21 protein-coding genes and 1 tRNA gene are annotated in these 19,126 nt (G+C 70.2%); 12 read left to right on the forward strand and 10 right to left on the reverse strand.

What is annotated here, in order from left to right; genetic code table 11:
* Positions 1–756: an enoyl-CoA hydratase gene (locus tag C6I20_RS16505; protein ID WP_118398181.1), complete on the reverse strand. Its 756-nt coding sequence runs from the start codon at positions 754–756 to the stop codon at positions 1–3.
* A 58-nt stretch (positions 757–814) separates the two neighbouring features.
* Between C6I20_RS16505 and C6I20_RS16510 the strand changes: the two genes are divergently transcribed.
* Both C6I20_RS16510 and C6I20_RS16515 read left to right on the forward strand, forming a co-directional pair.
* Positions 815–1,618, forward strand: a complete 804-nt coding sequence (locus tag C6I20_RS16510) for an S-methyl-5'-thioadenosine phosphorylase (protein WP_118398185.1) — start codon at positions 815–817, stop codon at positions 1,616–1,618.
* Positions 1,615–2,652: an NAD(P)-dependent oxidoreductase gene (locus C6I20_RS16515; protein ID WP_118398188.1), complete on the forward strand. Its 1,038-nt coding sequence runs from the start codon at positions 1,615–1,617 to the stop codon at positions 2,650–2,652. The genes C6I20_RS16510 and C6I20_RS16515 overlap by 4 nt, the downstream gene beginning before the upstream one ends.
* 11 nt (positions 2,653–2,663) lie before the next feature.
* On the opposite strand, the gene C6I20_RS16520 is transcribed toward C6I20_RS16515, so the two are convergent.
* The 3 genes from C6I20_RS16520 to C6I20_RS16530 are packed head-to-tail and all read right to left on the reverse strand — an operon-like array spanning position 2,664 to position 5,691.
* Positions 2,664–3,668, reverse strand: coding sequence for a sensor histidine kinase KdpD (locus C6I20_RS16520; protein WP_118398191.1), 1,005 nt, complete (start codon positions 3,666–3,668; stop codon positions 2,664–2,666).
* Positions 3,665–4,399 (reverse strand): response regulator transcription factor, encoded by a 735-nt coding sequence (locus C6I20_RS16525; RefSeq protein ID WP_118399068.1) that lies wholly within the window; start codon positions 4,397–4,399, stop codon positions 3,665–3,667. The genes C6I20_RS16520 and C6I20_RS16525 overlap by 4 nt, the downstream gene beginning before the upstream one ends.
* Positions 4,400–4,401: 2 nt before the next feature.
* Positions 4,402–5,691, reverse strand: a complete 1,290-nt coding sequence (locus tag C6I20_RS16530; RefSeq protein ID WP_118398194.1) for a hypothetical protein — start codon at positions 5,689–5,691, stop codon at positions 4,402–4,404.
* Positions 5,692–5,802: 111 nt separating this feature from the next.
* Here C6I20_RS16530 and C6I20_RS16535 point away from each other — a divergent pair, with 111 nt between their 5' ends.
* Genes C6I20_RS16535 through C6I20_RS16555 form a run of 5 tightly spaced genes read left to right on the forward strand, consistent with a single transcriptional unit; the run spans position 5,803 to position 9,389 of the window.
* The gene (locus C6I20_RS16535; RefSeq protein WP_216822928.1) at positions 5,803–6,465 is read left to right on the forward strand and encodes a glycosyltransferase family 2 protein; all 663 of its coding nucleotides are present in this window, start codon (positions 5,803–5,805) and stop codon (positions 6,463–6,465) included.
* Positions 6,462–7,163, forward strand: coding sequence for a DUF2064 domain-containing protein (locus C6I20_RS16540; RefSeq protein WP_118398202.1), 702 nt, complete (start codon positions 6,462–6,464; stop codon positions 7,161–7,163). Before C6I20_RS16535 ends, C6I20_RS16540 begins: the two co-directional genes overlap by 4 nt.
* Positions 7,160–7,804 (forward strand): class I SAM-dependent methyltransferase, encoded by a 645-nt coding sequence (locus C6I20_RS16545; protein ID WP_118398205.1) that lies wholly within the window; start codon positions 7,160–7,162, stop codon positions 7,802–7,804. Before C6I20_RS16540 ends, C6I20_RS16545 begins: the two co-directional genes overlap by 4 nt.
* Positions 7,801–8,973, forward strand: coding sequence for a molybdopterin-dependent oxidoreductase (locus C6I20_RS16550; RefSeq protein ID WP_118398208.1), 1,173 nt, complete (start codon positions 7,801–7,803; stop codon positions 8,971–8,973). The genes C6I20_RS16545 and C6I20_RS16550 overlap by 4 nt, the downstream gene beginning before the upstream one ends.
* Positions 8,970–9,389 carry a hypothetical protein gene (locus C6I20_RS16555; RefSeq protein ID WP_118398211.1) on the forward strand — a complete coding sequence of 140 codons (420 nt, stop codon included), beginning with the start codon at positions 8,970–8,972 and terminating at the stop codon, positions 9,387–9,389. Before C6I20_RS16550 ends, C6I20_RS16555 begins: the two co-directional genes overlap by 4 nt.
* Here the strand turns inward: C6I20_RS16555 and C6I20_RS16560 are convergent.
* Positions 9,382–9,900 carry an RNA polymerase sigma factor gene (locus tag C6I20_RS16560; RefSeq protein ID WP_162891390.1) on the reverse strand — a complete coding sequence of 173 codons (519 nt, stop codon included), beginning with the start codon at positions 9,898–9,900 and terminating at the stop codon, positions 9,382–9,384. The genes C6I20_RS16555 and C6I20_RS16560 overlap by 8 nt on opposite strands.
* Before the next feature lie 133 nt (positions 9,901–10,033).
* On the opposite strand from C6I20_RS16560, the gene C6I20_RS16565 reads away from it, so the two are divergent.
* Entirely contained in the window at positions 10,034–10,933 is a 900-nt protein-coding gene (locus C6I20_RS16565; protein WP_162891391.1) for a MerR family transcriptional regulator, read from the forward strand.
* A 6-nt stretch (positions 10,934–10,939) separates the two neighbouring features.
* Here the strand turns inward: C6I20_RS16565 and C6I20_RS16570 are convergent, their stop codons facing one another.
* Positions 10,940–12,112 carry a zinc-binding dehydrogenase gene (locus tag C6I20_RS16570; RefSeq protein ID WP_254052177.1) on the reverse strand — a complete coding sequence of 391 codons (1,173 nt, stop codon included), beginning with the start codon at positions 12,110–12,112 and terminating at the stop codon, positions 10,940–10,942.
* Positions 12,113–12,253: 141 nt separating this feature from the next.
* Between C6I20_RS16570 and lhgO the strand changes: the two genes are divergently transcribed.
* Positions 12,254–13,459, forward strand: a complete 1,206-nt coding sequence (gene lhgO, locus C6I20_RS16575; RefSeq protein ID WP_118398220.1) for an L-2-hydroxyglutarate oxidase — start codon at positions 12,254–12,256, stop codon at positions 13,457–13,459.
* A gap of 29 nt (positions 13,460–13,488) precedes the next feature.
* On the opposite strand, the gene C6I20_RS16580 is transcribed toward lhgO, so the two are convergent.
* Positions 13,489–13,559 (reverse strand) — tRNA-Gly (locus tag C6I20_RS16580).
* A gap of 34 nt (positions 13,560–13,593) precedes the next feature.
* Positions 13,594–14,589, reverse strand: a complete 996-nt coding sequence (locus C6I20_RS16585; RefSeq protein ID WP_118398223.1) for an enoyl-CoA hydratase/isomerase family protein — start codon at positions 14,587–14,589, stop codon at positions 13,594–13,596.
* A 70-nt stretch (positions 14,590–14,659) separates the two neighbouring features.
* Here C6I20_RS16585 and dcd point away from each other — a divergent pair, with 70 nt between their 5' ends.
* The 3 genes from dcd to C6I20_RS16600 are packed head-to-tail and all read left to right on the forward strand — an operon-like array spanning position 14,660 to position 16,996.
* Positions 14,660–15,235 (forward strand): dCTP deaminase, encoded by a 576-nt coding sequence (gene dcd, locus C6I20_RS16590; RefSeq protein WP_118398226.1) that lies wholly within the window; start codon positions 14,660–14,662, stop codon positions 15,233–15,235.
* Between the two features lie 34 nt (positions 15,236–15,269).
* Positions 15,270–16,178 carry a pseudouridine-5'-phosphate glycosidase gene (locus C6I20_RS16595; protein WP_118398228.1) on the forward strand — a complete coding sequence of 303 codons (909 nt, stop codon included), beginning with the start codon at positions 15,270–15,272 and terminating at the stop codon, positions 16,176–16,178.
* Positions 16,175–16,996, forward strand: a complete 822-nt coding sequence (locus C6I20_RS16600; protein ID WP_118398231.1) for a carbohydrate kinase family protein — start codon at positions 16,175–16,177, stop codon at positions 16,994–16,996. Before C6I20_RS16595 ends, C6I20_RS16600 begins: the two co-directional genes overlap by 4 nt.
* 4 nt (positions 16,997–17,000) lie before the next feature.
* Here the strand turns inward: C6I20_RS16600 and C6I20_RS16605 are convergent, their stop codons facing one another.
* Together C6I20_RS16605 and C6I20_RS16610 are read right to left on the reverse strand one after the other, a co-directional pair.
* Positions 17,001–17,891 carry a carbohydrate kinase gene (locus C6I20_RS16605; protein ID WP_118398234.1) on the reverse strand — a complete coding sequence of 297 codons (891 nt, stop codon included), beginning with the start codon at positions 17,889–17,891 and terminating at the stop codon, positions 17,001–17,003.
* Positions 17,888–19,099: an AGE family epimerase/isomerase gene (locus C6I20_RS16610; RefSeq protein WP_118398237.1), complete on the reverse strand. Its 1,212-nt coding sequence runs from the start codon at positions 19,097–19,099 to the stop codon at positions 17,888–17,890. Before C6I20_RS16610 ends, C6I20_RS16605 begins: the two co-directional genes overlap by 4 nt.
* Between the last annotated feature and the right edge of the window lie 27 nt (positions 19,100–19,126).

The raw sequence follows: 19,126 nt of genomic DNA on the forward strand, positions 1-19,126 counted from the left end.
TCAGTCCTTGGCGAGAAAGCGCGCCATGTAGGTGCGGAACTGCTCCCGACCGAACGACTCCGCCTGCGCCCTGGACTCGAAGTCCAGCGATGTGTCGAAGTCTGACGTCGACGCGATCTGCACCGAGTGCAGGATGTCGGCGTTGAGCTGCGGATCGCGCGCCGCGTACTTCTGGGCGAGCTCGACTGCCGCAGCGACAGGCTCGTCGGCTAGCACGTTGGCCAGCCCGAGGCGTAACGCCTCCTCGCTGCGGATCACGGCGCCGGAGAGCAGAGCCGCCCGGGCGTTCCCGGCGCCAATGCGCTCGGTCAGCATCCAGGTGCAGCCGCCGCCGGGATGCAGCCCGATCTCGGCGAAGGTCGGGCCGAACCCGGCCTTCGGTCCCGCCACGATGATGTCGCAGGCCAGGGCGATGTTGAGGCCCGCGCCCACGGCCGGCCCCTGCACTGCTGCGATCGTGGGGATCGTCAGGTCTCGCAGGCCGAGGAACGAGGCGTACACCGTCATGAGGTGGTCGCGCATCTGCTCGACCGGCCGGTCGAGGTCGCCGAACAGGTTCTCCAGGTTGGCGCCGGCGCAGAAGGCCGAGCCGTTCCCGGCGACGACGAGCGCACGCGCCTCGGGGTCGTCAGCGACAACCCGCACGGCTGCGGCGAACTCGTCCAGCAGCGGCCAGTCGAGCGCATTGCGGCGCTCGGGCGCATTGAGTCGGATCGTCCGGACGTGACCTTGGGTCTCCAGCAGCACGAGTGACATGGCCCGACCGTATCGGGACCGGGGTGCCCGGGCCTCCCTCAGGTGACATGCTCGGGTCATGACTGACTGCGCGCGCCCCGACGTCGCTGTGATCGGCGGATCCGGCTTCTACACCTTTCTCGAGGATCCGCACACCGTCGAGGTCGAGACGCCGTACGGGGCGCCATCGGCACCGATCGCGATCGGGACGGTCGAGGGTCGGTCCGTGGCATTCCTGCCCCGTCACGGGGCGCGGCACGACTTCCCGGCGCATCGCGTCCCCTACCGGGCGAACATGTGGGCGCTACGCAGCCTCGGTGTGCGACAGGTGCTGGCCCCATGTGCCGTCGGCGGTCTGCAGCTCGAGCACGGACCAGGCACGTTCGTGGTTCCGGACCAGCTCGTCGACCGGACGACGGCGCGCCAACAGACGTACTTCGACTCGGGTGCGTGCCACGTCGCCTTCGCCGACCCCTACTGCTCACGGCTTCGCGGACACCTGCTCGCGGGGCTCGAGGGTCACGACCCCGTCGACGGTGGCGCAATGGTCGTGATCGAGGGCCCGAGGTTCTCGACCCGCGCGGAGTCCAAGTGGTACGCCGACCAGGGCTGGGCGGTCGTCAACATGACCGGCCACCCCGAGGCAGTCCTGGCCCGCGAGCTTGCCCTCTGCTACGCCACCGTCGCGCTCGTGACCGACCACGATGCGGGCGTCGACGAAGCCAGTGCCGTGACGATGGAGTCGGTGTTTGCCGTGTTCAACTCCCACACCGACACGCTCAAGTCGGTGCTGTCCGGCGTCGTCGCGGGCCTGGACAACGACCGGGACTGCGCGTGCTCGACCGCCGTGGATGGCATGAACCTGCCGATCGAGCTGCCGTGAAGATCCTGCTGACGGGTGCGGCCGGATTCATCGGCACGCACATCGCCGGGCAGGCGCGGGAGCGTGGGCACGAGGTCGTCGCGCTCGACGCCTTCCTGCCCCAGGCCCACGGCGACGGCCCGCGACCCGTGGGGTTCGCGATGCTCGACCTGCGCCACGACGTCCTCGACGAGATTCTCGATGGTGTCGACGTCGTCTGCCACCAGGCTGCGATGGTCGGCAACGGCGTCGATGCGCAGGACCTGCCCGACTACGCCGAGCACAACGACGCCGGCACCGCCCGGCTGCTCGCGGCGATGGCCCGCGTCGGGATCAAGGACCTGGTCCTCGCCTCGTCGATGGTCGTCTACGGCGACGGCCGCTACACCTGCCCGGTCGACGGCGACGTCCCACCGGCCGTGCGGCGTGAGGATGACCTCGCGGCCGGTCGCTATGACCCGCGCTGCCCCGTCTGCGATGGGGAGATCGCGTGGCGCGAAATCGCCGAGGACACGGCCTTCCTCCCGCGTACCAGCTATGCCGCTTCCAAGGTCGCGCAGGAGCACTACGCCGGTGCGTGGTGCACGCTCGAGGGCGCCCGGACGATCGCTCTGCGCTATCACAACGTCTACGGGCCGGGCATGCCCGCGGACACGCCGTATGCCGGGGTCGCCGCGATCTTCCGGTCGGCGATCGCCCGCGGCGAGGCGCCACGCGTCTTCGAGGACGGGCAGCAGATGCGCGACTTCGTGCACGTCACGGACATCGCCCGCGCCAACGTCCTGGCGATCGAGCAGATCGCGACCCACCCACCGGGCCTGACCCCTTACAACATCGCCTCGGGTCACACGTTCACGATCGGCCAGATGGCCGCCGTCCTGGCCGAGGCCGCGGGGGGAGAAGCGCCGGTGCAGACCGGCGACTACCGTCGCTTCGACGTGCGACATGTCGTCGCCTCGCCGCAGGCCGCCAAGGACGGACTGGGCTTCGTCGCTGAGGTTGCTCCGCGCGACGGTCTGGCCCGGCTCGCGACCGACCCGCTCCGGACTCGCTGACGCCGAGTCGGTCAGGCTGCGGGCAGGCGGATCTCGAACTCGCAGCCGGGCTCCCGGTTGCGCACCGCGATCGAGCCCGACTGGGCGTCGAGCAGGCCGCGGGCGATTGCGAGCCCCATGCCGGCGCCTTGGCCATCGCTCTCGCGCGCGGCGGTTCCGCGATACCCCATGTCGAACACGCTGGACAGCTCGACGTCGGGGATGCCGCCGCAGCCGTCGCTGACACGGAGCCACACCTCGGAGTGCTCCGAGCCGAGCGAGACCGTCACGGTGCCGGCCTCCGGCGTGTGACGGATCGCGTTGCCGAGCAGGTTGCGAAGGACCCGCATGAGCTCGGCGGCGGCGCCGACGGCCAGGGTGCCCTGGTGCTGACCCTCGACGGCGATCGTCACGCCGCGCTGCTCGGCCAGTGGACGCACTGCGTCGACCGCCGAGCGCATGACGTCGTCGACGGCGACGGGGCCGACGTCGAGCAGCAGCGTGCCGGCATTGATCTGGGACATCTCGAACAGGTCGTCGATCATCGAGGCCAGCCGTCGGGTCTCGTCGCGGATCAGCTGGGCGTACTCCTTGACGTCCTCGGGCGAGGAGACGACGCCGTCCTCGAGCGCCTCGGTCATGGCCTGGACGCCCGCGATCGGGGTCCGCAGGTCGTGGCTGAGCCACGCAAGCAGCTCCCGCCGAGACCTCTCGGCGCTGCGCTCGCGGTCGAGCGCCTCGCGCTCCCACACGCTCTGGCGGGCGATCGAGCGGCCGAGCAGCATCGCGCTCGGGACGCTCACGACCGTGACGGCGAGCCACACCAGCGAGGTCCGCCGCAGCTCGGCGGTGAACATGAACTGGCTCGTGATGACGACCCCGGCGATGATCGCGATGAGCGGCACCAACGTCAGGAGCGCGATCGACAGGGCCAGCGAGCGCCGCCGGAGCGCGTGCAGGGAGAAGGCGCCTGCGGCCACGACCGCGAGCGAGGTCAGCAGCCCGATCATGATCGAGTGGAGTGTGTCGGAGCTCATCGGGGTGCCTCCTCGCGGTCTACCGGCGACGGGTCCCACCGATAGCCGAGGCCGTAGACCGTCACGAGCCGGCAGGGCTCGGTCGGCTCGGGCTCGACCTTGCGGCGTAGGCGCTTGACGTGGACCGTGACGGTCGAGTGGTCGCCGTACTCCCATCCCCATACCTGCTGCAGCAGATCCTCCCGGCTGAAGACCTCTCGCGGGTGGCGCAGGAAGAAGTGCAGCAGGTCGAACTCCCGAGTCGTGAGCCGCAACGGTGCGCCGTCCTGGAGGGCCTCTCGTGAAACCGGGTTGATCGCGAGGTCGCCGTCCAGGACCAGGTGCGCGACGGGCTGCGGCTCGATGATCGCGAGGCTGCGCCGGAGGACCGAGCCGACCCGAAGCGTGAGCTCCTTGGCGCTGAACGGCTTGGTCACGTAGTCGTCGGCTCCTGCCGTGAGTCCCGCGATCCGGTCGTCGGTCTCGCCCAGCGCGGTCAGCATGATGATCGGCACCGACGAGCCGTCCGTCAGCCGCAGCTCCTCGCAGATCTCGAGACCGCTGAGCCGCGGCAGCATGACGTCCAGCACGATGAGGTCGGGATCTCCGGCGCGTGCCGCGGCGAGTCCCGAGGGGCCGTCGGCCGCGACCGTGACGTCGTACGACTCCTGCTCGAGGTATCGCCGCAGAACGTCGCGCATCGCGTGGTCGTCTTCGACCACGAGGACATGGGGCCGGTCTCCGAGTGCCATCGTCACCACCTCGTCAGCAGGAGCAGCTCGGCGCCGAGACCGAGCACGACCTGCGACAGCAGGAGTGGTCGGTGCCAGCGGGACGGCAGCAGGGCGGGCAGCGCCACGACCCAGATCGTGAACGGCAGGAAGATGCGCTCGGTCTCGGCCTTGCTCATGCCGGACAGGCTCGCGACCAGGATCGTCAGGACCGCAGCGGCGGCCAGCTGGGCGAGGACGTTGCGCTCGCGGAAGGCCTTCGCGGCGTACGGGAACGCGGCCCACACCACGAGCCCGACCGTGAACGTCCACGCCGCGACGTCGCCCCACACCCAGTAGGAGTAGTGCCGCTCCGACGCGATGCCGTCGTAGTAGCGCTCCCGCAGCACGGGATAGGCCTTCCACCACGAGAAGCCTGCCGCGGTGAAGATCGCCACGATCACGGCCGACCCGCCCAGCGCCCACGGCAGTGGCCGCCACGTGCGGGCGATCAGGAGCACCGCGACCGCCAGGATGCCCAGGATCACGAGTCCGTACGAGAGGTAGACGCACAGCCCGAGGACCAGGCCGGCGCCGATCGCGGGCACGAACCGGCGGTGCACCGCGGCGATCGCGAGCAGCGCCAGGCCCCAGGCCGAGACCGCGGTGAAGACGGCATCGCCGTTGACGCCCATCCAGACCGCGCTCGGCGCCAGCACGATCCACGGCATCGCGGAGCGGGCCAGGTCGATCGAGCCGAGCGTCCGCAGCGTGACCAGGACGGCCACGATCGCGGTGCTGGCGATCGTGACGCACACGACGCCGATCCAGAACGGGTCCTGGACCCCGAGCCGGTCGAGGCCGACGAAGTACAGCAGCGCGCCCGGCGGGTGACCCGCGACGTGGACGTACCAGTTGTCCGGGGCATCGAACGGGATGCGCTCGACGAACGTGTGCATCATCGTGCTGATCGAGGTGACGTGCTGCGCGTCGTACAGATACTCCTGCCGGCGCTCGAAGACGCTTGCCAGCCCCTCCTTGCCCACCGTCATGGCGAGCGACATGATCCACAGCCACGTCGCCGCGTACGCCGTGAGCAGCACGGTGCGCCACGACGCCCGCTCGGCGATGCGCGGAAGGATGAGCCACAGGAGCAGCCCGATCGCGATGGCCGGCACGGCCTGTGCGCCGAACGTCGGGTCCCACGTGGCGTGCAGCGGCGGGAACTCGAGGTCGAAGTCGTCGTACGCGAAGACCCGTGCGGCGACGACCAGCGCTAGTCCGGCCGCAGCCCACAGCGCGGCCGAGAGTGGAGTCGCGGAGAGGCGGGGCACCCGGTCAGCCTAGAACGCATGGAACCAACGGGCTCACCAGCGCAACGCACGTCACAGGTCGGTCACAGTGTTGCGGTGGTGACCAAGCCCTGCGGGCCATAGTTTCGAACCATGAGCATGAGTACTTGCGACGTGGTTATCCCGTGCCGGGACGAGGCGGCCGCACTTCCGCTCGTGCTGGCCCACATTCCTGACGGCTGGGACGTGATCGTCGTCGACAACGGGTCGACCGACGGCACTGCCGAGGTCGCCCGCTCCCTGGGTGCCCGCGTCGTGACCGAGACCCGGCCGGGCTACGGCGCCGCCGTGCACGCCGGGATGGTTGCTGCCGAGGCCGACTACGTCGCCGTCATGGACGGTGATGCCTCGATGCGACTGGTAGACCTCGTCCCGATGCTCGACATCGTGCGTTCCGGCGGGGCGACGATGGCCGTCGGCCGCCGCCGCCCCGTGGGTCGGGGCGTCTGGCCGTGGCACGCCCGCGCCGGCACCAAGCTGCTGGCCGCGTGGATCCGTCGGCGCAGCGCCTTCCCGATCCACGACCTGGCCCCCATGCGGGTCAGCCGCCGCGACGACCTGCTCGCGCTCGGGGTCGAGGACCGCCGCTTCGGCTACCCGCTCGAGCTCATGCTGCGCGCCGCCCGCACGGGCTGGACGGTCCGCGAGATCGACGTCGCGTACGACCGCCGGGCAGCCGGCACCAAGTCCAAGGTGTCGGGGTCCGTCAAGGGCACCGCACGTGTCGTGCACGACTTCGCGAAGGTGCTTCGATGAACGAGCCAACGGTCCTGATCGTCGCCAAGGCGCCGGTCCCCGGACTCGCCAAGACCCGCATCGCGGCGTCGATCGGTGACGAGGCAGCGGCCGAGGTCGCCGCCGCGGCACTCCTGGACACCCTCATGACCGCAACGTCGGTCGGCTGGCCCGTCGTGGTCGCGATGACCGGTGATCTGCGCAAGGCCACGCGCGGCGACGAGATCGAGGCCGTCCTCGCGGGCACGCGGGTCGTCGAGCAGCGCGGCGAGGGTCTGGGCGAACGCCTGGCGAACGCCCACGCCGATGCCGACGCCGCCCGAGGTCTCATCCAGGTCGGCATGGACACCCCCCAGCTCAAGGTGTCGGACTACCTGGACGCCGGGCGTACGGTCGAGCTCGGCAGTCGGGTCATCGGCCCCGCCGGGGACGGTGGCTGGTGGCTGCTCGGCCTGCCCGACCCGAGCGAGGCGCATGGACTGATCGGTGTCGAGATGTCGCAGGACGACACCGGAGAGAAGACCGAGCTGGCCCTCGGCGGCGACTTCGTCCGCCTGCGGACCGTCCGTGACATGGACACGTGGGACGACGCGATCCAGATCGCCGACGAGCTCCCGATCTCGCAGCTGGCCTGGGCTGTCCGTGACGTCCAGATCCGCCTGGCGGCCGACGAGACACCCACCGACGAGGCACCGATCGAAGCAGAGGTGACGGCATGACCATCGCCTTCGACGCCGTGAGCGCGTACGACGAAGCCTTCTCCGGGAAGCTGACCCACGTCATCGACCACATCGGGCGTTCCCAGCCCTTCGAGGTCGACCAGTGGTCGGCCGCGCCCGACTGGGTTGACTGTGGACTGTTCATCGACCCGTGTGACGCGGCCACGATCGACGTCGGGTGCGGCCCCGGCCGGATCGTCGCCGAGCTCGCCGCCCGCAAGGTGCCGGCGATGGGCATCGACGTGTCGGCCGAGGCCGTGCGCCAGACCCGCATCCGTGGCGCGCTGGCGCTGCACCGCGACGTGTTCGCGGCGATCCCCGGCGAGGGTCGGTGGAAGTACGCCCTGCTGGCCGACGGGAACCTCGGCATCGGCGGCGATCCCGTCCGCCTGCTGACCCGACTGCGGGATCTGCTCACGACCGACGGCCAGGTCATCGCCGAGGTCGCCGAGCACGGTGCGGGCTTCGTGCGCGAGCACCGTCAGCTCCGGGTCGAGGGCCGCCTGTCGGCGAGCTTCGAGTGGGCTGTCGTCGGACTCGACGCGATCGAGGGAATCGCCGCCCTCGCCGGGATGCGTGTCGTTGACACGCAGACGCTCGGCGGCCGTCACACTGCGACCATGGTCCGGATCCACCCATGAGGCTGCCCACCGTCGCGGACATCGAGCAGCGCCTCCCCAAGCCGGAGGACTTCGAGTCGCGTGCACGGGGCACCGAGCTCAGCGCCCGGGTCGGCAGGCTGCTGGGCATCGCATTCGGCATCTGCTTCCTGACCGGGATGTGGAGCCACTTCCAGTACACGACCCCGGGCTGGGTCCCGCTCGGGCCGAACCCCACCCAGCTCTACCGATTCACCCAGGGCACCCACATACTCTCCGGCATCGCGGCGATCCCTTTGCTGCTGGTCAAGCTGTGGTCGGTGTTCCCGCGTCTGTTCAGCCTGCCGCCCAAGAAGCTCGACCGGCACCTCGTGATCGACCTGGTGGAGAAGGCGTCGATCGGCGTCCTGGTCGCGTCCTCGTTCTTCATGCTGTTCAGCGGCCTGCTGAACATCGCCCAGTGGTATCCGTGGAACTTCAGCTTCCGCCGCACGCACGAGGCCGTCGCGTGGATCGCGATCGGCTCGCTGATCGTGCACATCGCAGTCAAGCTGCCCGTTATCCGGGAGGCGCTGGGCGCACCGATCGACCACCGCGACCACGACCTCGACCCGGATGCGCCGACTCGTCGCAGCGTCCTCCAGGGCGCGGTTGCCGCCTCGGGGCTCGCGGTCCTGCTGACTGCCGGCCAGACGGTGCCACTCCTGCGCAAGGTGTCGGTGTTCGCGGTCCGCGATGGTCAAGGCCCGCAGGATCTGCCGGTCAACCGCACCGCCAAGGGTGCGGGAGCCGCCACCGAGGCGGTGGATCCGCAGTTCGTGCTCGAGATCGTGGTCGGCGACCAGACGCTCTCGCTCAACCGCGACCAGCTTCTGGCGATGCCGCAACGGACCCACCGGCTACCGATCGCCTGCGTCGAGGGCTGGAGTCGCAACGCCGAGTGGACCGGGGTCTCTCTGCGCGACGTCATCGCCCTGCTGGACGCGCCGCCCCGTTCGGCGGTCAAGATCCGGTCGATGCAGACCAAGGGTGCATTCGGTACGTCGCTGCTCCCGGCGGCGTACGTCGAGGACCACCGCACCCTGCTGGCGCTCGAGCTCAACGGTGAGACGCTGAGCCTCGATCACGGCTACCCGTGCCGCATCATCGCGCCCAACCGCCCCGGTGTCTTCCAGACCAAATGGGTCAAGCGGCTGGAGGTCCAGGCATGAGGGCGATCCGTGGAGCACTGCTCCTGACCGGTGTGGGCTTCGGGCTGTGGGGCCTGTGGCTGATGCGGGACTTCACCTCCGAGCAGCTGGTCTCGATCGGCATCTGGTTCGGCGGAGCCGTTGTGCTGCACGACGCGATCCTGGCGCCGATCACGGTCGTGCTGGGTGTCATCGTCGCGCGGCACCTGCCCGGCCACTTCCGAGCCGCGACCGGCACGGCGTTCCTGATCTGGGCCACGCTGACGGTCGTCTTCATCCCGGTGCTGGGCGGCCAGGGTGGCAGCCCCGACAACGCCACGATCCTCGGTCGGCCCTATCTGCTGAGCTGGATCGTCATGACTATCGTGATCGCGGCGGTGGCGGGCGCGCTGTCATATCGCCGCAGACAGCTCGCGGCGGCCCGCGCGGTCAGCTGACAGCGGGCGCGCGCCCGGCCTGCAGGCTCCGCATGGCGCGGCCGAGCAGGTCGGCGACGTCTGCGGCGGGAAGCCCCAACAGCTCGGCGGCCTCGCGGTAGGTGTGCCCGCCGAACCGGCACAGGGCCAGCACGGTGCGCTGCTCGTCGGGCAGAGTGTGGAGCTCGTCGTAGATCTGGCTCGTGATCGAGCCGGGCCCGCTGGGTTCGTCCCGGTTGCGGCCCAGCCACGCCACCATGACCCCGGCGGCGAGGGTCCTCAGCTCGCCGTGGTCGGGGCGACCGTGGTCGTACGCCGTGAGGGTGTCGACGACGAGCTGCTCGGCGAGCTGCTCATCGCGCGTCAGGGTGCGGGCGACGCCCATCAGGTCGTTTCCGTGGCGGGCCAGGAGCCTGCTGACGCGGGCGTGAGGTCGGAACGACCACCGCGGAGCGCGGCGTACGGGCCGCGTCCGCGCATGGCGTCCGACGATCGAGGCCGGTGGGGGGAGCGTGCCGAGGGGAGTAGGCACGGTGGGAGCCGTCCTGGCGATCATCATGGTTCAACTCTCGCGCGAGAATTCGTCGTGCGTAACCCGCATACTTATGCATTCGAACCCGCTCGACCTGTCATGGTGTGGGCAGCACAAACTTGACAGGACTGGCGTGACAGAACGAGTGCAGGGCGAGCAGCAGGCCACTGAGGGTCTGCGCATGCGTGAGGTCAGTGACCGTCTGGGCATTCCGGCACCCACGCTGCGGTCGTGGGAGCGGCGCTACGGCCTGCCCACGACAGTCCGCAGCGTCGGGGGTCACCGCAGATACACCGAGGACGCCCTCAACGAGCTCCGGCTGATGCGCGACGAGATCGCGCGGGGCAAGGGAGCCGCCAACGCTGCGCGCTCGGTCGGCCTGATGCTCGACCTCAACAATCCGGCCGGCTGGCGGGTCGACGCCCTGCTCGACGCGTTCCGGTCACGTGACGTCGGCGCCGTCGCGGCGGCGCTCGAGCTCAGCCGGGTCGGACTCGGCCTTGACCTGGCGGTCGACCACGTGCTGATGCCCGCGATGCGGCAGGTCGGCACCTGGTGGGAGACCGGCAAGTGCGACATCGTCCAGGAGCAGTTCGCGACGAGCTCGTCGCGAGCCTGGCTCGCCCGACTGATGACGCTCGACGCGGTGACCTCCGACGAGCCGCCGGTGCTCCTGGCGTGTGGGCCGCGTGACCTGCACACCGTGGGTCTCGAGGCCATGGCCGCTTTGCTGGTGGCCCGGGGGCGTGAGTGCCGCGTGCTCGGGACGCCGACGCTGGAGCCGCAGCTGGTGGCGCACGTGCGCGAGTCCGAAGCCGCGGCCGTCGTCATCGTGTCGCACCTGCCGTCCCAGCGGCGGGAGGCGGTCAGCGCCATCAGGGCCGTCGCGGACACCGGCTGCCCGACGTTCTACGCCGGCAACGCCTTCGCGTACCGCAGCGGCCGCGAGGGTGTGCCCGGCACGTACCTCGGCGAGAGCCTCGCCCTGGCAGCAGCCCTGATCATGGAGGAGCTCGACGCCGAGCGGTCCTGACCCGGCTCAGACGGCTTCGACCGTGTTGCCGGCCTGCCGCGGGTCGATCACGATCTTGGCGTGCGCCTCGGCATCCCCCAGCGCCGTGAACGCACCCTGCACGCCATCTAGCCCGACCCGGCCGGTCAGCATCGCCGAGGGATCGATCGTGCCGTCGGCAAGAGCGTGCAGCGTGTCGCGAAACTCCAGCGGGGTGTATCCCAGCACGAAGCGCAGGTCGATCTCCTTGTTGATGCCCATCGACGGGCGGATCTGGTCCGAGCCCATGCAGACCCCGACCACGACGACCCGGGAGAACAGTGGAGCCCCGGCCATGACGCTGTCGATCATGCCGGGCGTACCGACGCACTCGAAGACGACCGGCGCCTTGGGCGTGGTGGCCCCGACCTTGTCGGCCAGCCGCCACGCGTGCCACCAGCCGACCGGCAGCCGGGACATGCCGTCGATCGCGTCCATCGCAGCGCCCAATGCGGCCGGGGCGGTGGAGAGGTGGCGGTCGGCGGTGGAGTCGAACGGTGACTCCACGGTCGGGTCGACGGCGGCGTGCGCGCCGCAGCGCCGCGCCAGCGCACGCCGGCCGGGCGACGGATCGCTCGCGATGATCGTACGTACGCCGCGGGCCTTGAGGATCGCGATGATCGCGAGGCCCACCGGTCCGCAGCCGACGATGACCGCGACGTCCTTCTTGCCGACCTCACCGCGGGCGATCGCGTGCCAGCCGACCGCCATCGGCTCGGTCAGCACCGCGATGTCGGGGTCCAGTCCGTTGGGCACCTCAAGGGTCAGGTTCTCCTGGGTCACGAGGTGCTCGGCGTACGCGCCGGGCGCCTTGGCGGACAACCCCAACGCGTGGACCCCGGAGGCGCGGCGCAACAAGGGGATTGAGACGACGGGGGTGCCGACGGCCAGCTTCTTGCGGGTTTTGGGACCGTGCTCGGCAATCACACCGTAGAGCTCGTGGCCCAGCACGATCCGCTGCTCTGACCGCATGAAGTCGTCGTAGCCGGTCTCGGCCATGACGTCGGCAAGCTCATCGCCGTGCGTGCGGGCGTGGAGGTCCGATCCGCAGATGCCGCACCGGTGCACCTCGACGAGGAGCTGGCCCTTGCCGGGTGTGGGGGTGTCGACGTCGTCGACGGTCAGGTTGCTCTCGTGGCAGGTCACGGCGCGCATGGTCATCGGGCCATTCAAGCGGACCCGGGCCCGGCTGTGCGCGCTTCGGGGTGGTTGGCCGTGGGTGGTCGGCACCCCCGTAGACACGGGACGGGCTGCTCGGCATGATGAGGCCGACCCATCCAGTCGAGCATCTCGAGAGCCCACATGACCTCATCTGACTTCGTCGTCGTCGGCGCCGGGATCATCGGGCTGGCGGTCGCCCGGGAGCTCAGGTCGCGCCATCGGGAGGCGACGATCCTGGTGATCGACCAGGCCGACACGGTTGCCGCACATCAGACCGGGCACAATTCCGGCGTCATCCATGGCGGCATCTACTACGAGCCCGGATCGCTCAAGGCGCGCATGTGTGTCGAGGGAGCGCGGCTGATGTACGAGTACTGCCAGGAGCACAGGATCCCGCACGAGCGCTGCGGCAAGCTCATCGTCGCCCTGCGGGACGACGAGCTCGCGGGCCTGGATGCGCTGGAGCGGCGTGGCATCGCCAACGGCGTACCGGGGCTGCGTCGGGTCGCGCAGGCGGAGATTCGGGAGATCGAGCCCGCCGCGACCGGCGTGGCGGCACTGCACGCTCCCCACACCGGCATCGTCGACTACGGCGAGGTCTCCCGTGCGCTGCACCGTGAGCTGGTCGGGCTCGGCGTGGAATTCGCCTTCGGCTCGCGCGTCACGGCGATCGACCAGACGCCGGGCCGACCGACCGTGACGACCGCGGACGACCGCATCGACGCGCGCCGGGTCATCGTGTGTGCCGGACTCTGGGCCGACCGGCTCGCCCGGACCGCCGGTGACGATCCCGACCCGCGCATCGTGCCGTTCGGGGGGGCGTACCTGCGGCTGCGAGATCGGGAGCGCCCGCTGGTCAACGGGATGATCTATCCCGTTCCCGACCCGGCCCTGCCGTTTCTCGGTGTCCACGTCACCAAGCACGTCGACGGCTCGGTCATGCTGGGCCCGACCGCGATGATGGTGCCGTCCCGGGATGGCTACAGGGTGCGCACGATCCGTCCCCGGGACGCCTACGAGAGCCTGGCCTGGCCCGGCACGTGGAAGGTCGCCCGCCGGTTCTGGCGGGTCGGTGTCCACGAGATGCGCATGGCGGCGAGCAGGCGCGCCTTCGTTGCGGAGGCGGCCGGCTACGTGCCGGGCCTGCAGGTCAGCGATCTCGACGGCACGGCCCACGCCGGCGTGCGGGCCCAGGCGATCGGTCGCGACGGAGCGCTGGTCGATGACTTCGTCCTGACCGGCAACGCTGACGTCACCCACGTCCGCAACGCCCCGTCCCCGGCGGCCACGTCGTCGTTCGCGCTGGCAAGGGAGATCGTGGACCGCGCCGAGCAGGGGACGACCTGAGCCTCACCGGCTGCCCTAGCAAGAGGGAGAGCCGATGACGAGAATCGAACTCGCATATCTTGCTTGGGAAGCAAGCGCTCTACCACTGAGCTACATCGGCCGGACACCATCGGTGTTCCGGGACCAACATATCGTCAAGCCGTCAACGCTGTGCCGGCCCACTGTGGCTCGCGGTCCTTGTCGACGAGTCGCGCGCCGACACCTTCGACGAAGTCAGCGGATGCTGCCACGGTCCTCGCCGCCACCAGCTCGGCGGCGAGGCATGCGGCGAGCGTCCTCTGGCGTCCGGCCACGAGCAGCTCGAGGGTGAGGTCGAGGCTCGCCGGAGAGCATCGGGCGAGTGCCGCGAGGGTCGCGCCGGCCCAGTCGGTCCCCTCCGCCTGCAGGCGCTCGGTGATCTGGGACATCTGTGACGGCGCGAAGCAGTGGTCGATCGCCGCGCGGTGGGACGCCAGGCCGCCAGTCTCGCGCGGCCCCTCGAGGTCGCGCAGCACGCGGTCGATCGGCTCGGGACTCGCGGCGATCAGGTCGGGGACGTCGGTGCTCAGGTCGGACGGCACGAGATGAGTGGCGAGGCCGGTGTGCAACGCGTCGGCGGCATCGAGCCGCGCGCCGGTCAGGCCGAGGTACGTCCCGACGTATCCGGGCAACCGGGGCAGGAAGTGACTCGCGCCCACATCGGGGAAGAAGCCGATCGAGGTCTCCGGCATCGCGAGCAGGGCGCGCTCGGTGACGACGCGGAAGGGGCCGTGCACCGAGAGCCCGAGGCCGCCACCCATGCAGATGCCGTCGATCAGCGCGACGACCGGATGCGCGTACGCGCCGAGCATCTGGTTGACGCGGTACTCGGTCGCGAAGAAGTCCTCGATCGCGTCGGATTCGCCCGCGAGGCTGAGACGCCGAACCTCGATGATGTCGCCACCAGCGCAGAAGGCCCGGCCGCCCGTTCCGGCGATCGTCACGGCCTTCAGCGGTTCGCTTCGCCAGGCGATCAGGACCTGCTCGAGTCGATCGACCATCTCGGTCGTGAGCGCGTGGTGGGCGGCCGGTCGGTCGAGGACGATCCGACCCACGTGGCCATCGATCTCGGCTCGTACGGCGGACTCGGTGGAGGAAGGAGCAGCGGTCACTGCACCATGATCCCTGCCGCGGTCACCGGCGGATCGCCCAGGCCCGGCGGCGATGCGTTAGTTTCATCTCGTGCTCCTCTCCGACCGCGACATCCTCGCCGAGATCGACGCCGGGCGGGTGGGCCTCGACCCGTTCGACCCGAGCATGATCCAGCCGTCCAGCATCGACGTGCGGCTCGACAAGTTCTTCCGGGTGTTCGACAACCACAAGTACCCCCACATCGACCCCGCGTCGGACCAGTCGGACCTGACCCGCGAGGTCGAGGTCGAGGGCGAGGACGCGTTCATCCTCCATCCCGGCGAGTTCGTGCTCGGCTCGACGTACGAGCGGGTGAGCCTGCCCGACGACATCGCCGCGCGGCTCGAGGGCAAATCCTCGCTCGGCCGCCTCGGTCTCATGACGCACTCCACGGCTGGCTTCATCGACCCCGGCTTCTCGGGCCACGTGACGCTCGAGCTCGCCAACGTCGCGACGCTGCCGATCAAGCTCTACCCGGGCATGAAGATCGGCCAAGTCTGCTACTTCCGCCTGAGCTCGCCGGCCGACAACCCGTACGGCTCGGCGAAGTACGGATCGCGCTACCAGGGCCAGCGAGGCCCGACTGCCTCGCGCTCGCACGCCAACTTCCACCGCACCGAGATCTGACCCCGGGCGCTGCGGTGCTGGCTAGGCTGGCGCGGTGACGCTTCCTCTCAGCATCTCCCCGTCCGTCGCGGCCGCGCTCGCCGCAGGTCAGCCCGTCGTCGCTCTCGAGTCGACGATCATCTCGCACGGTCTGCCGCGCCCCGACAACCTCGAGGCCGCTCGAGGCTTCGAGCGGATCCTCACCGACATCGGCGTCGTGCCGGCCACGATCGCGGTGCTCGACGGTGAGCTCAAGGCGGGACTGACCGACGACGAGCTGGTGCGGATCGCGGGCGAGGACATCCCCAAGCTCAGCGTCCGCGACCTCCCCGTCGTGCTGGCCCGCGGTGGCAGCGGCGCCACGACCGTCGCCGCCACGTCGTACATCGCGAACCTCGCCGGCATCCGCGTCTTCGCGACCGGCGGGCTCGGCGGCGTGCACCGTGGTGCGGCGGAGACGTTCGACGAGTCGGCCGATCTCAAAGTGCTGTCAGAGGTGCCGATCACGGTCGTCTCCGCCGGGGTCAAGTCGATCCTCGACATCCCCGCGACGCTCGAACGGCTGGAGTCGCTCGGCGTCATCGTGCTCGGGTTCGGCACCGACAGGTTCCCGAGCTTCTGGCTGACCGACTCGGGCTTCACGCTCGACTGGTCGGTGCCCGACGCGGCCGCGGTCGCCGACGTCATGGCGTCCCGCGACGAGCTCGGGCAGCCGGCCGCGATCCTGGTCGCCAACCCGCTGCCGGTCGAGGAGCAGCTCGACCCCGCGGTGCACGACCGGGCGCTCGCCGATGCGTTGAGGATGGCCGATGAGCAAGGCCTGTCGGGCAAGGAGGTCACGCCGTTCCTGCTGCTGACGATCGTCGGACTCACCGGCGGCAAGAGCCTCGCGGTCAACCTCAAGATCGCCGAGAACAACATTCGCGTCGCGGGCCGGATCGCCCTGTCCTGGTCGGCCCGATGATCCTCGTCGTCGGCGACCTGGTCGACGACATCGGCGTACGTCCGCTCGGCCGGGTCAACCCCGCCAGCGACACCATCTCGGAGATCCGGATGACGGCGGGCGGCTCGGCCGCCAATGTCGCCGCCTGGCTCGGCCACCTCGGCGCGGACGTACGCTTCGTCGGCCGCTGCGGCGCCGACGCGGTCGCCCGCCACACCGCGGCGCTCGAGTCGTACGGCGTCGACGCCCGCGTCGCGGGTGACCCCGACCTGCCGACCGCGACGATCGTGCTGACCCTCGACGAGGCAGCCGACCGGACGATGTACGTCGACCGGGCCGCCAACACAACTCTCACTGCGGCAGACCTGCCGGCCGATGTCTGGGACGACGTGACCTGGCTGCACCTGACCGGCTACTCGTTCTTCGACGACGGCGTCCGCCCCGTCGTGCTGGGGTTGGTCGCCGAGGCAGCACGCCGCGGCGCGGGAGTCAGCATCGACCCGAGCTCGCTGGGCTTCCTGGCGGCAGCGGGCCGCGACGCGGTCCTGAGCTGGCTGGCCGACGCCGACCTGGTGTTCCCCAATGACGACGAGCAGCGCTTCCTCGGGCTGGCGGGGGACAGGCTCGTGCTGACCCGGGGCGGCGCCGGGGCGGACTTCCGGGGCCACACGGTTGCCGCGATCGACGCCGACGTCGTGGACACGACGGGTGCCGGCGATGCGTTCTGCGCCGGCTTCCTCCGCGTGTGGACCCGGGCGCAGGACGCCGAGGCCGCGCTGAGCGCCGGAGTCGAGTCAGCAGCGCGGTGCGTTGCGACGCGAGGTGCCCGCCCGACCTAGTCCGTCACGGCGTCAGGTCGATCGTGCGCGGCGGGTCAGACCCGGGCCGCGAGCAGGTGATCGCCGCGGCACTCGACGCGTACATCGCGAGGTCCGTGAGCTCCATCGGATCGAGCTCGTCGGCGGCCGGCCAGCCATACGTCGCGCACCACGCCAGCATCGCGGACATGAACGAGTCACCGGCGCCGATCGTGTCAACGATGCGCACATCCGCCGGCGGGACCGAGACCGAGACGCCACCCGCGGCGATGTGTGCGCCGTCGCCGCCGCACGTGATCGCCACGATCCCGCGATCGGCTGACAGCCGCCGCGCGAGGTGGATCGGCTCTTCGTCGGGGAACAGCACGACGGCGTCCTCGTCGCTCATCTTGATGATTCGGGCATATGGTGCGATCGCCGCGAAGACCCGGCGCCACACGTCGTGATCGGGCTCGACCGAGAGCCGGACGTTGGGGTCGAACGACACGGGCACACCGAGCACATCGGCCATCACGACCAGATCGGCCACCAGGTCGGCGCCAGGCTGCAGCGAGGTGCCGAGCGATCCGACGTGCACGACCTCGAACTCACCCGGGTCGGGCAGCGACGTGGGATCCCACGTCAGGTCGAAGACGTACGACGCGCTGCCGTCCTCGGCGAGTGTGGCCTGGGCGCTCGACGTACGAGCGGGTTGTGGGTCAAGGGCGAGCAGCGTGACTGCGGACTCGTCGAGCCGGTCCCGCAACAACTCGCCGTACGCGTCGGTGGCCACCTGCGCCGCCAGCTCGGTGTCGACGTCGAGCCGGGACAGACCGATCGCGACGTTGAACGGCGACCCTCCGGCATGCGGCTCGGGCTCGGCTCCGGGACGAGAGACGACGTCGACCAGGGCCTCGCCGATGATCAGCGCGGTCATGAGCGTTGGCCCAGCGTGAGGGCTGCCGACGGTGCGAGCGGCAGGTCAGGAAGTATCAGGGCGTTGAACGCGTGGTACGCGTCGGGCTTGCCGCGCCACGTGCGTGTCGACGGGCTCATGCCGGGTGACAGCTCGTGGCGCCATGCGCCGGTCTCGTGGTCGACGAAGTACGTGTCGATCTCGGACCACCAGCGATCGACCAGGTCGGAGTAGAGGACCTTTCCGGTCCATGCGTGCAGGGCCGTGGCCGCGAGCACCGCCTCGGCGATGACCCAGTGGAACCTCTCGCCGACGATCGTCTCGCCGTGCCAGTCGGTCGTGTAGGCCAGTCCGGGGGTGTCGTCGCTGACGGTGTCCAAGACAGCCTGTGCGAACAGGGCCTCGGCGGCGTCGGTCATCCACGTCGGCGGCGACTTCAGTGCGGCGGCGAGCTGGAGCAGCAGTCGCGCCCACTCGAAAGCGTGACCTGGGGTGGCGCCGTACGGCCGGAACGGATCGGCGGGCTGCTCCAGGTTGTAGGTCGGGATCGGCGTCCAGTCATGGTCGTAGTGTTCGGGGATCCGCCAGTTATGGCCGCGGGCATGAGTGCCGATGATGAGCTCACAGATCGCCATCGCCCGATCCCGCCAGAGCGTGTCGCCCGTGACGTCGGCAGTGACCAGGTAGGCCTCGACGGAGTGCATGTTGCTGTTGGCGCCTCGGTAGTCGTCGACGTGCGACCAGTCGGCGCTGATCTCCTCGAAGCATCGTTCCGCGGTGCTGTCCCAGAAGCGTTGGCTGTGGATCAACGTCGCCTCGGCCAGCAGGTCGTCTGCCCCCTGGACCCCGGCCGCCGAAGCGTTGGCGGCGGCCAGCAGCACGAAGGCATGCCCGTAGCAGCCCTTCGTGGTGTCGCCGGGCACCCCGTCGAAGTCGACGGCGTCGTACCAGCCGCCATGGGTGCCGTCGTGGAACAGTGTCGACAACGCCCGTACGCCGTGGACCGCGTACGACAGCGCGTCGGGCTCCCCGGCGAGGTGGGCCAGGGAGAACACGTAGGTCATCCGGGCGTTGATCCACAGCTCGAGCACCTTGTCCGGATCAGGCTCGCCCGCGTCGTCGAGCCACACGAAGCCACCCGCTTCCCGTCGGGACCTGCGGGCGAAGGCCAGCAGTGCGGTGCGGGTGCCGTCCCGCCAGACGACGCTTCCGGGTTCGATCGGACTCATGGGCCCAACCTACCGAGGTTCAGGGTC

The organism is Aeromicrobium sp. A1-2, assembly GCF_003443875.1.
GTDB lineage: Bacteria > Actinomycetota > Actinomycetes > Propionibacteriales > Nocardioidaceae > Aeromicrobium.

What these genes read in the sequence shown, in the direction of transcription:
- C6I20_RS16505 (WP_118398181.1), bottom strand. Translation starts at nt 756, where the DNA reads ATGTCACTCGTGCTGCTGGAGACCCAAGGTCACGTCCGGACGATCCGA.
- C6I20_RS16510 (WP_118398185.1), top strand. Translation starts at nt 815, where the DNA reads ATGACTGACTGCGCGCGCCCCGACGTCGCTGTGATCGGCGGATCCGGC.
- C6I20_RS16520 (WP_118398191.1), bottom strand. Translation starts at nt 3,668, where the DNA reads ATGAGCTCCGACACACTCCACTCGATCATGATCGGGCTGCTGACCTCG.
- C6I20_RS16525 (WP_118399068.1), bottom strand. Translation starts at nt 4,399, where the DNA reads ATGGCACTCGGAGACCGGCCCCATGTCCTCGTGGTCGAAGACGACCAC.
- C6I20_RS16535 (WP_216822928.1), top strand. Translation starts at nt 5,803, where the DNA reads ATGAGCATGAGTACTTGCGACGTGGTTATCCCGTGCCGGGACGAGGCG.
- C6I20_RS16540 (WP_118398202.1), top strand. Translation starts at nt 6,462, where the DNA reads ATGAACGAGCCAACGGTCCTGATCGTCGCCAAGGCGCCGGTCCCCGGA.
- C6I20_RS16545 (WP_118398205.1), top strand. Translation starts at nt 7,160, where the DNA reads ATGACCATCGCCTTCGACGCCGTGAGCGCGTACGACGAAGCCTTCTCC.
- C6I20_RS16550 (WP_118398208.1), top strand. Translation starts at nt 7,801, where the DNA reads ATGAGGCTGCCCACCGTCGCGGACATCGAGCAGCGCCTCCCCAAGCCG.
- C6I20_RS16555 (WP_118398211.1), top strand. Translation starts at nt 8,970, where the DNA reads ATGAGGGCGATCCGTGGAGCACTGCTCCTGACCGGTGTGGGCTTCGGG.
- C6I20_RS16570 (WP_254052177.1), bottom strand. Translation starts at nt 12,112, where the DNA reads ATGACCATGCGCGCCGTGACCTGCCACGAGAGCAACCTGACCGTCGAC.
- lhgO (WP_118398220.1), top strand. Translation starts at nt 12,254, where the DNA reads ATGACCTCATCTGACTTCGTCGTCGTCGGCGCCGGGATCATCGGGCTG.
- C6I20_RS16600 (WP_118398231.1), top strand. Translation starts at nt 16,175, where the DNA reads ATGATCCTCGTCGTCGGCGACCTGGTCGACGACATCGGCGTACGTCCG.
- C6I20_RS16605 (WP_118398234.1), bottom strand. Translation starts at nt 17,891, where the DNA reads ATGACCGCGCTGATCATCGGCGAGGCCCTGGTCGACGTCGTCTCTCGT.
- C6I20_RS16610 (WP_118398237.1), bottom strand. Translation starts at nt 19,099, where the DNA reads ATGAGTCCGATCGAACCCGGAAGCGTCGTCTGGCGGGACGGCACCCGC.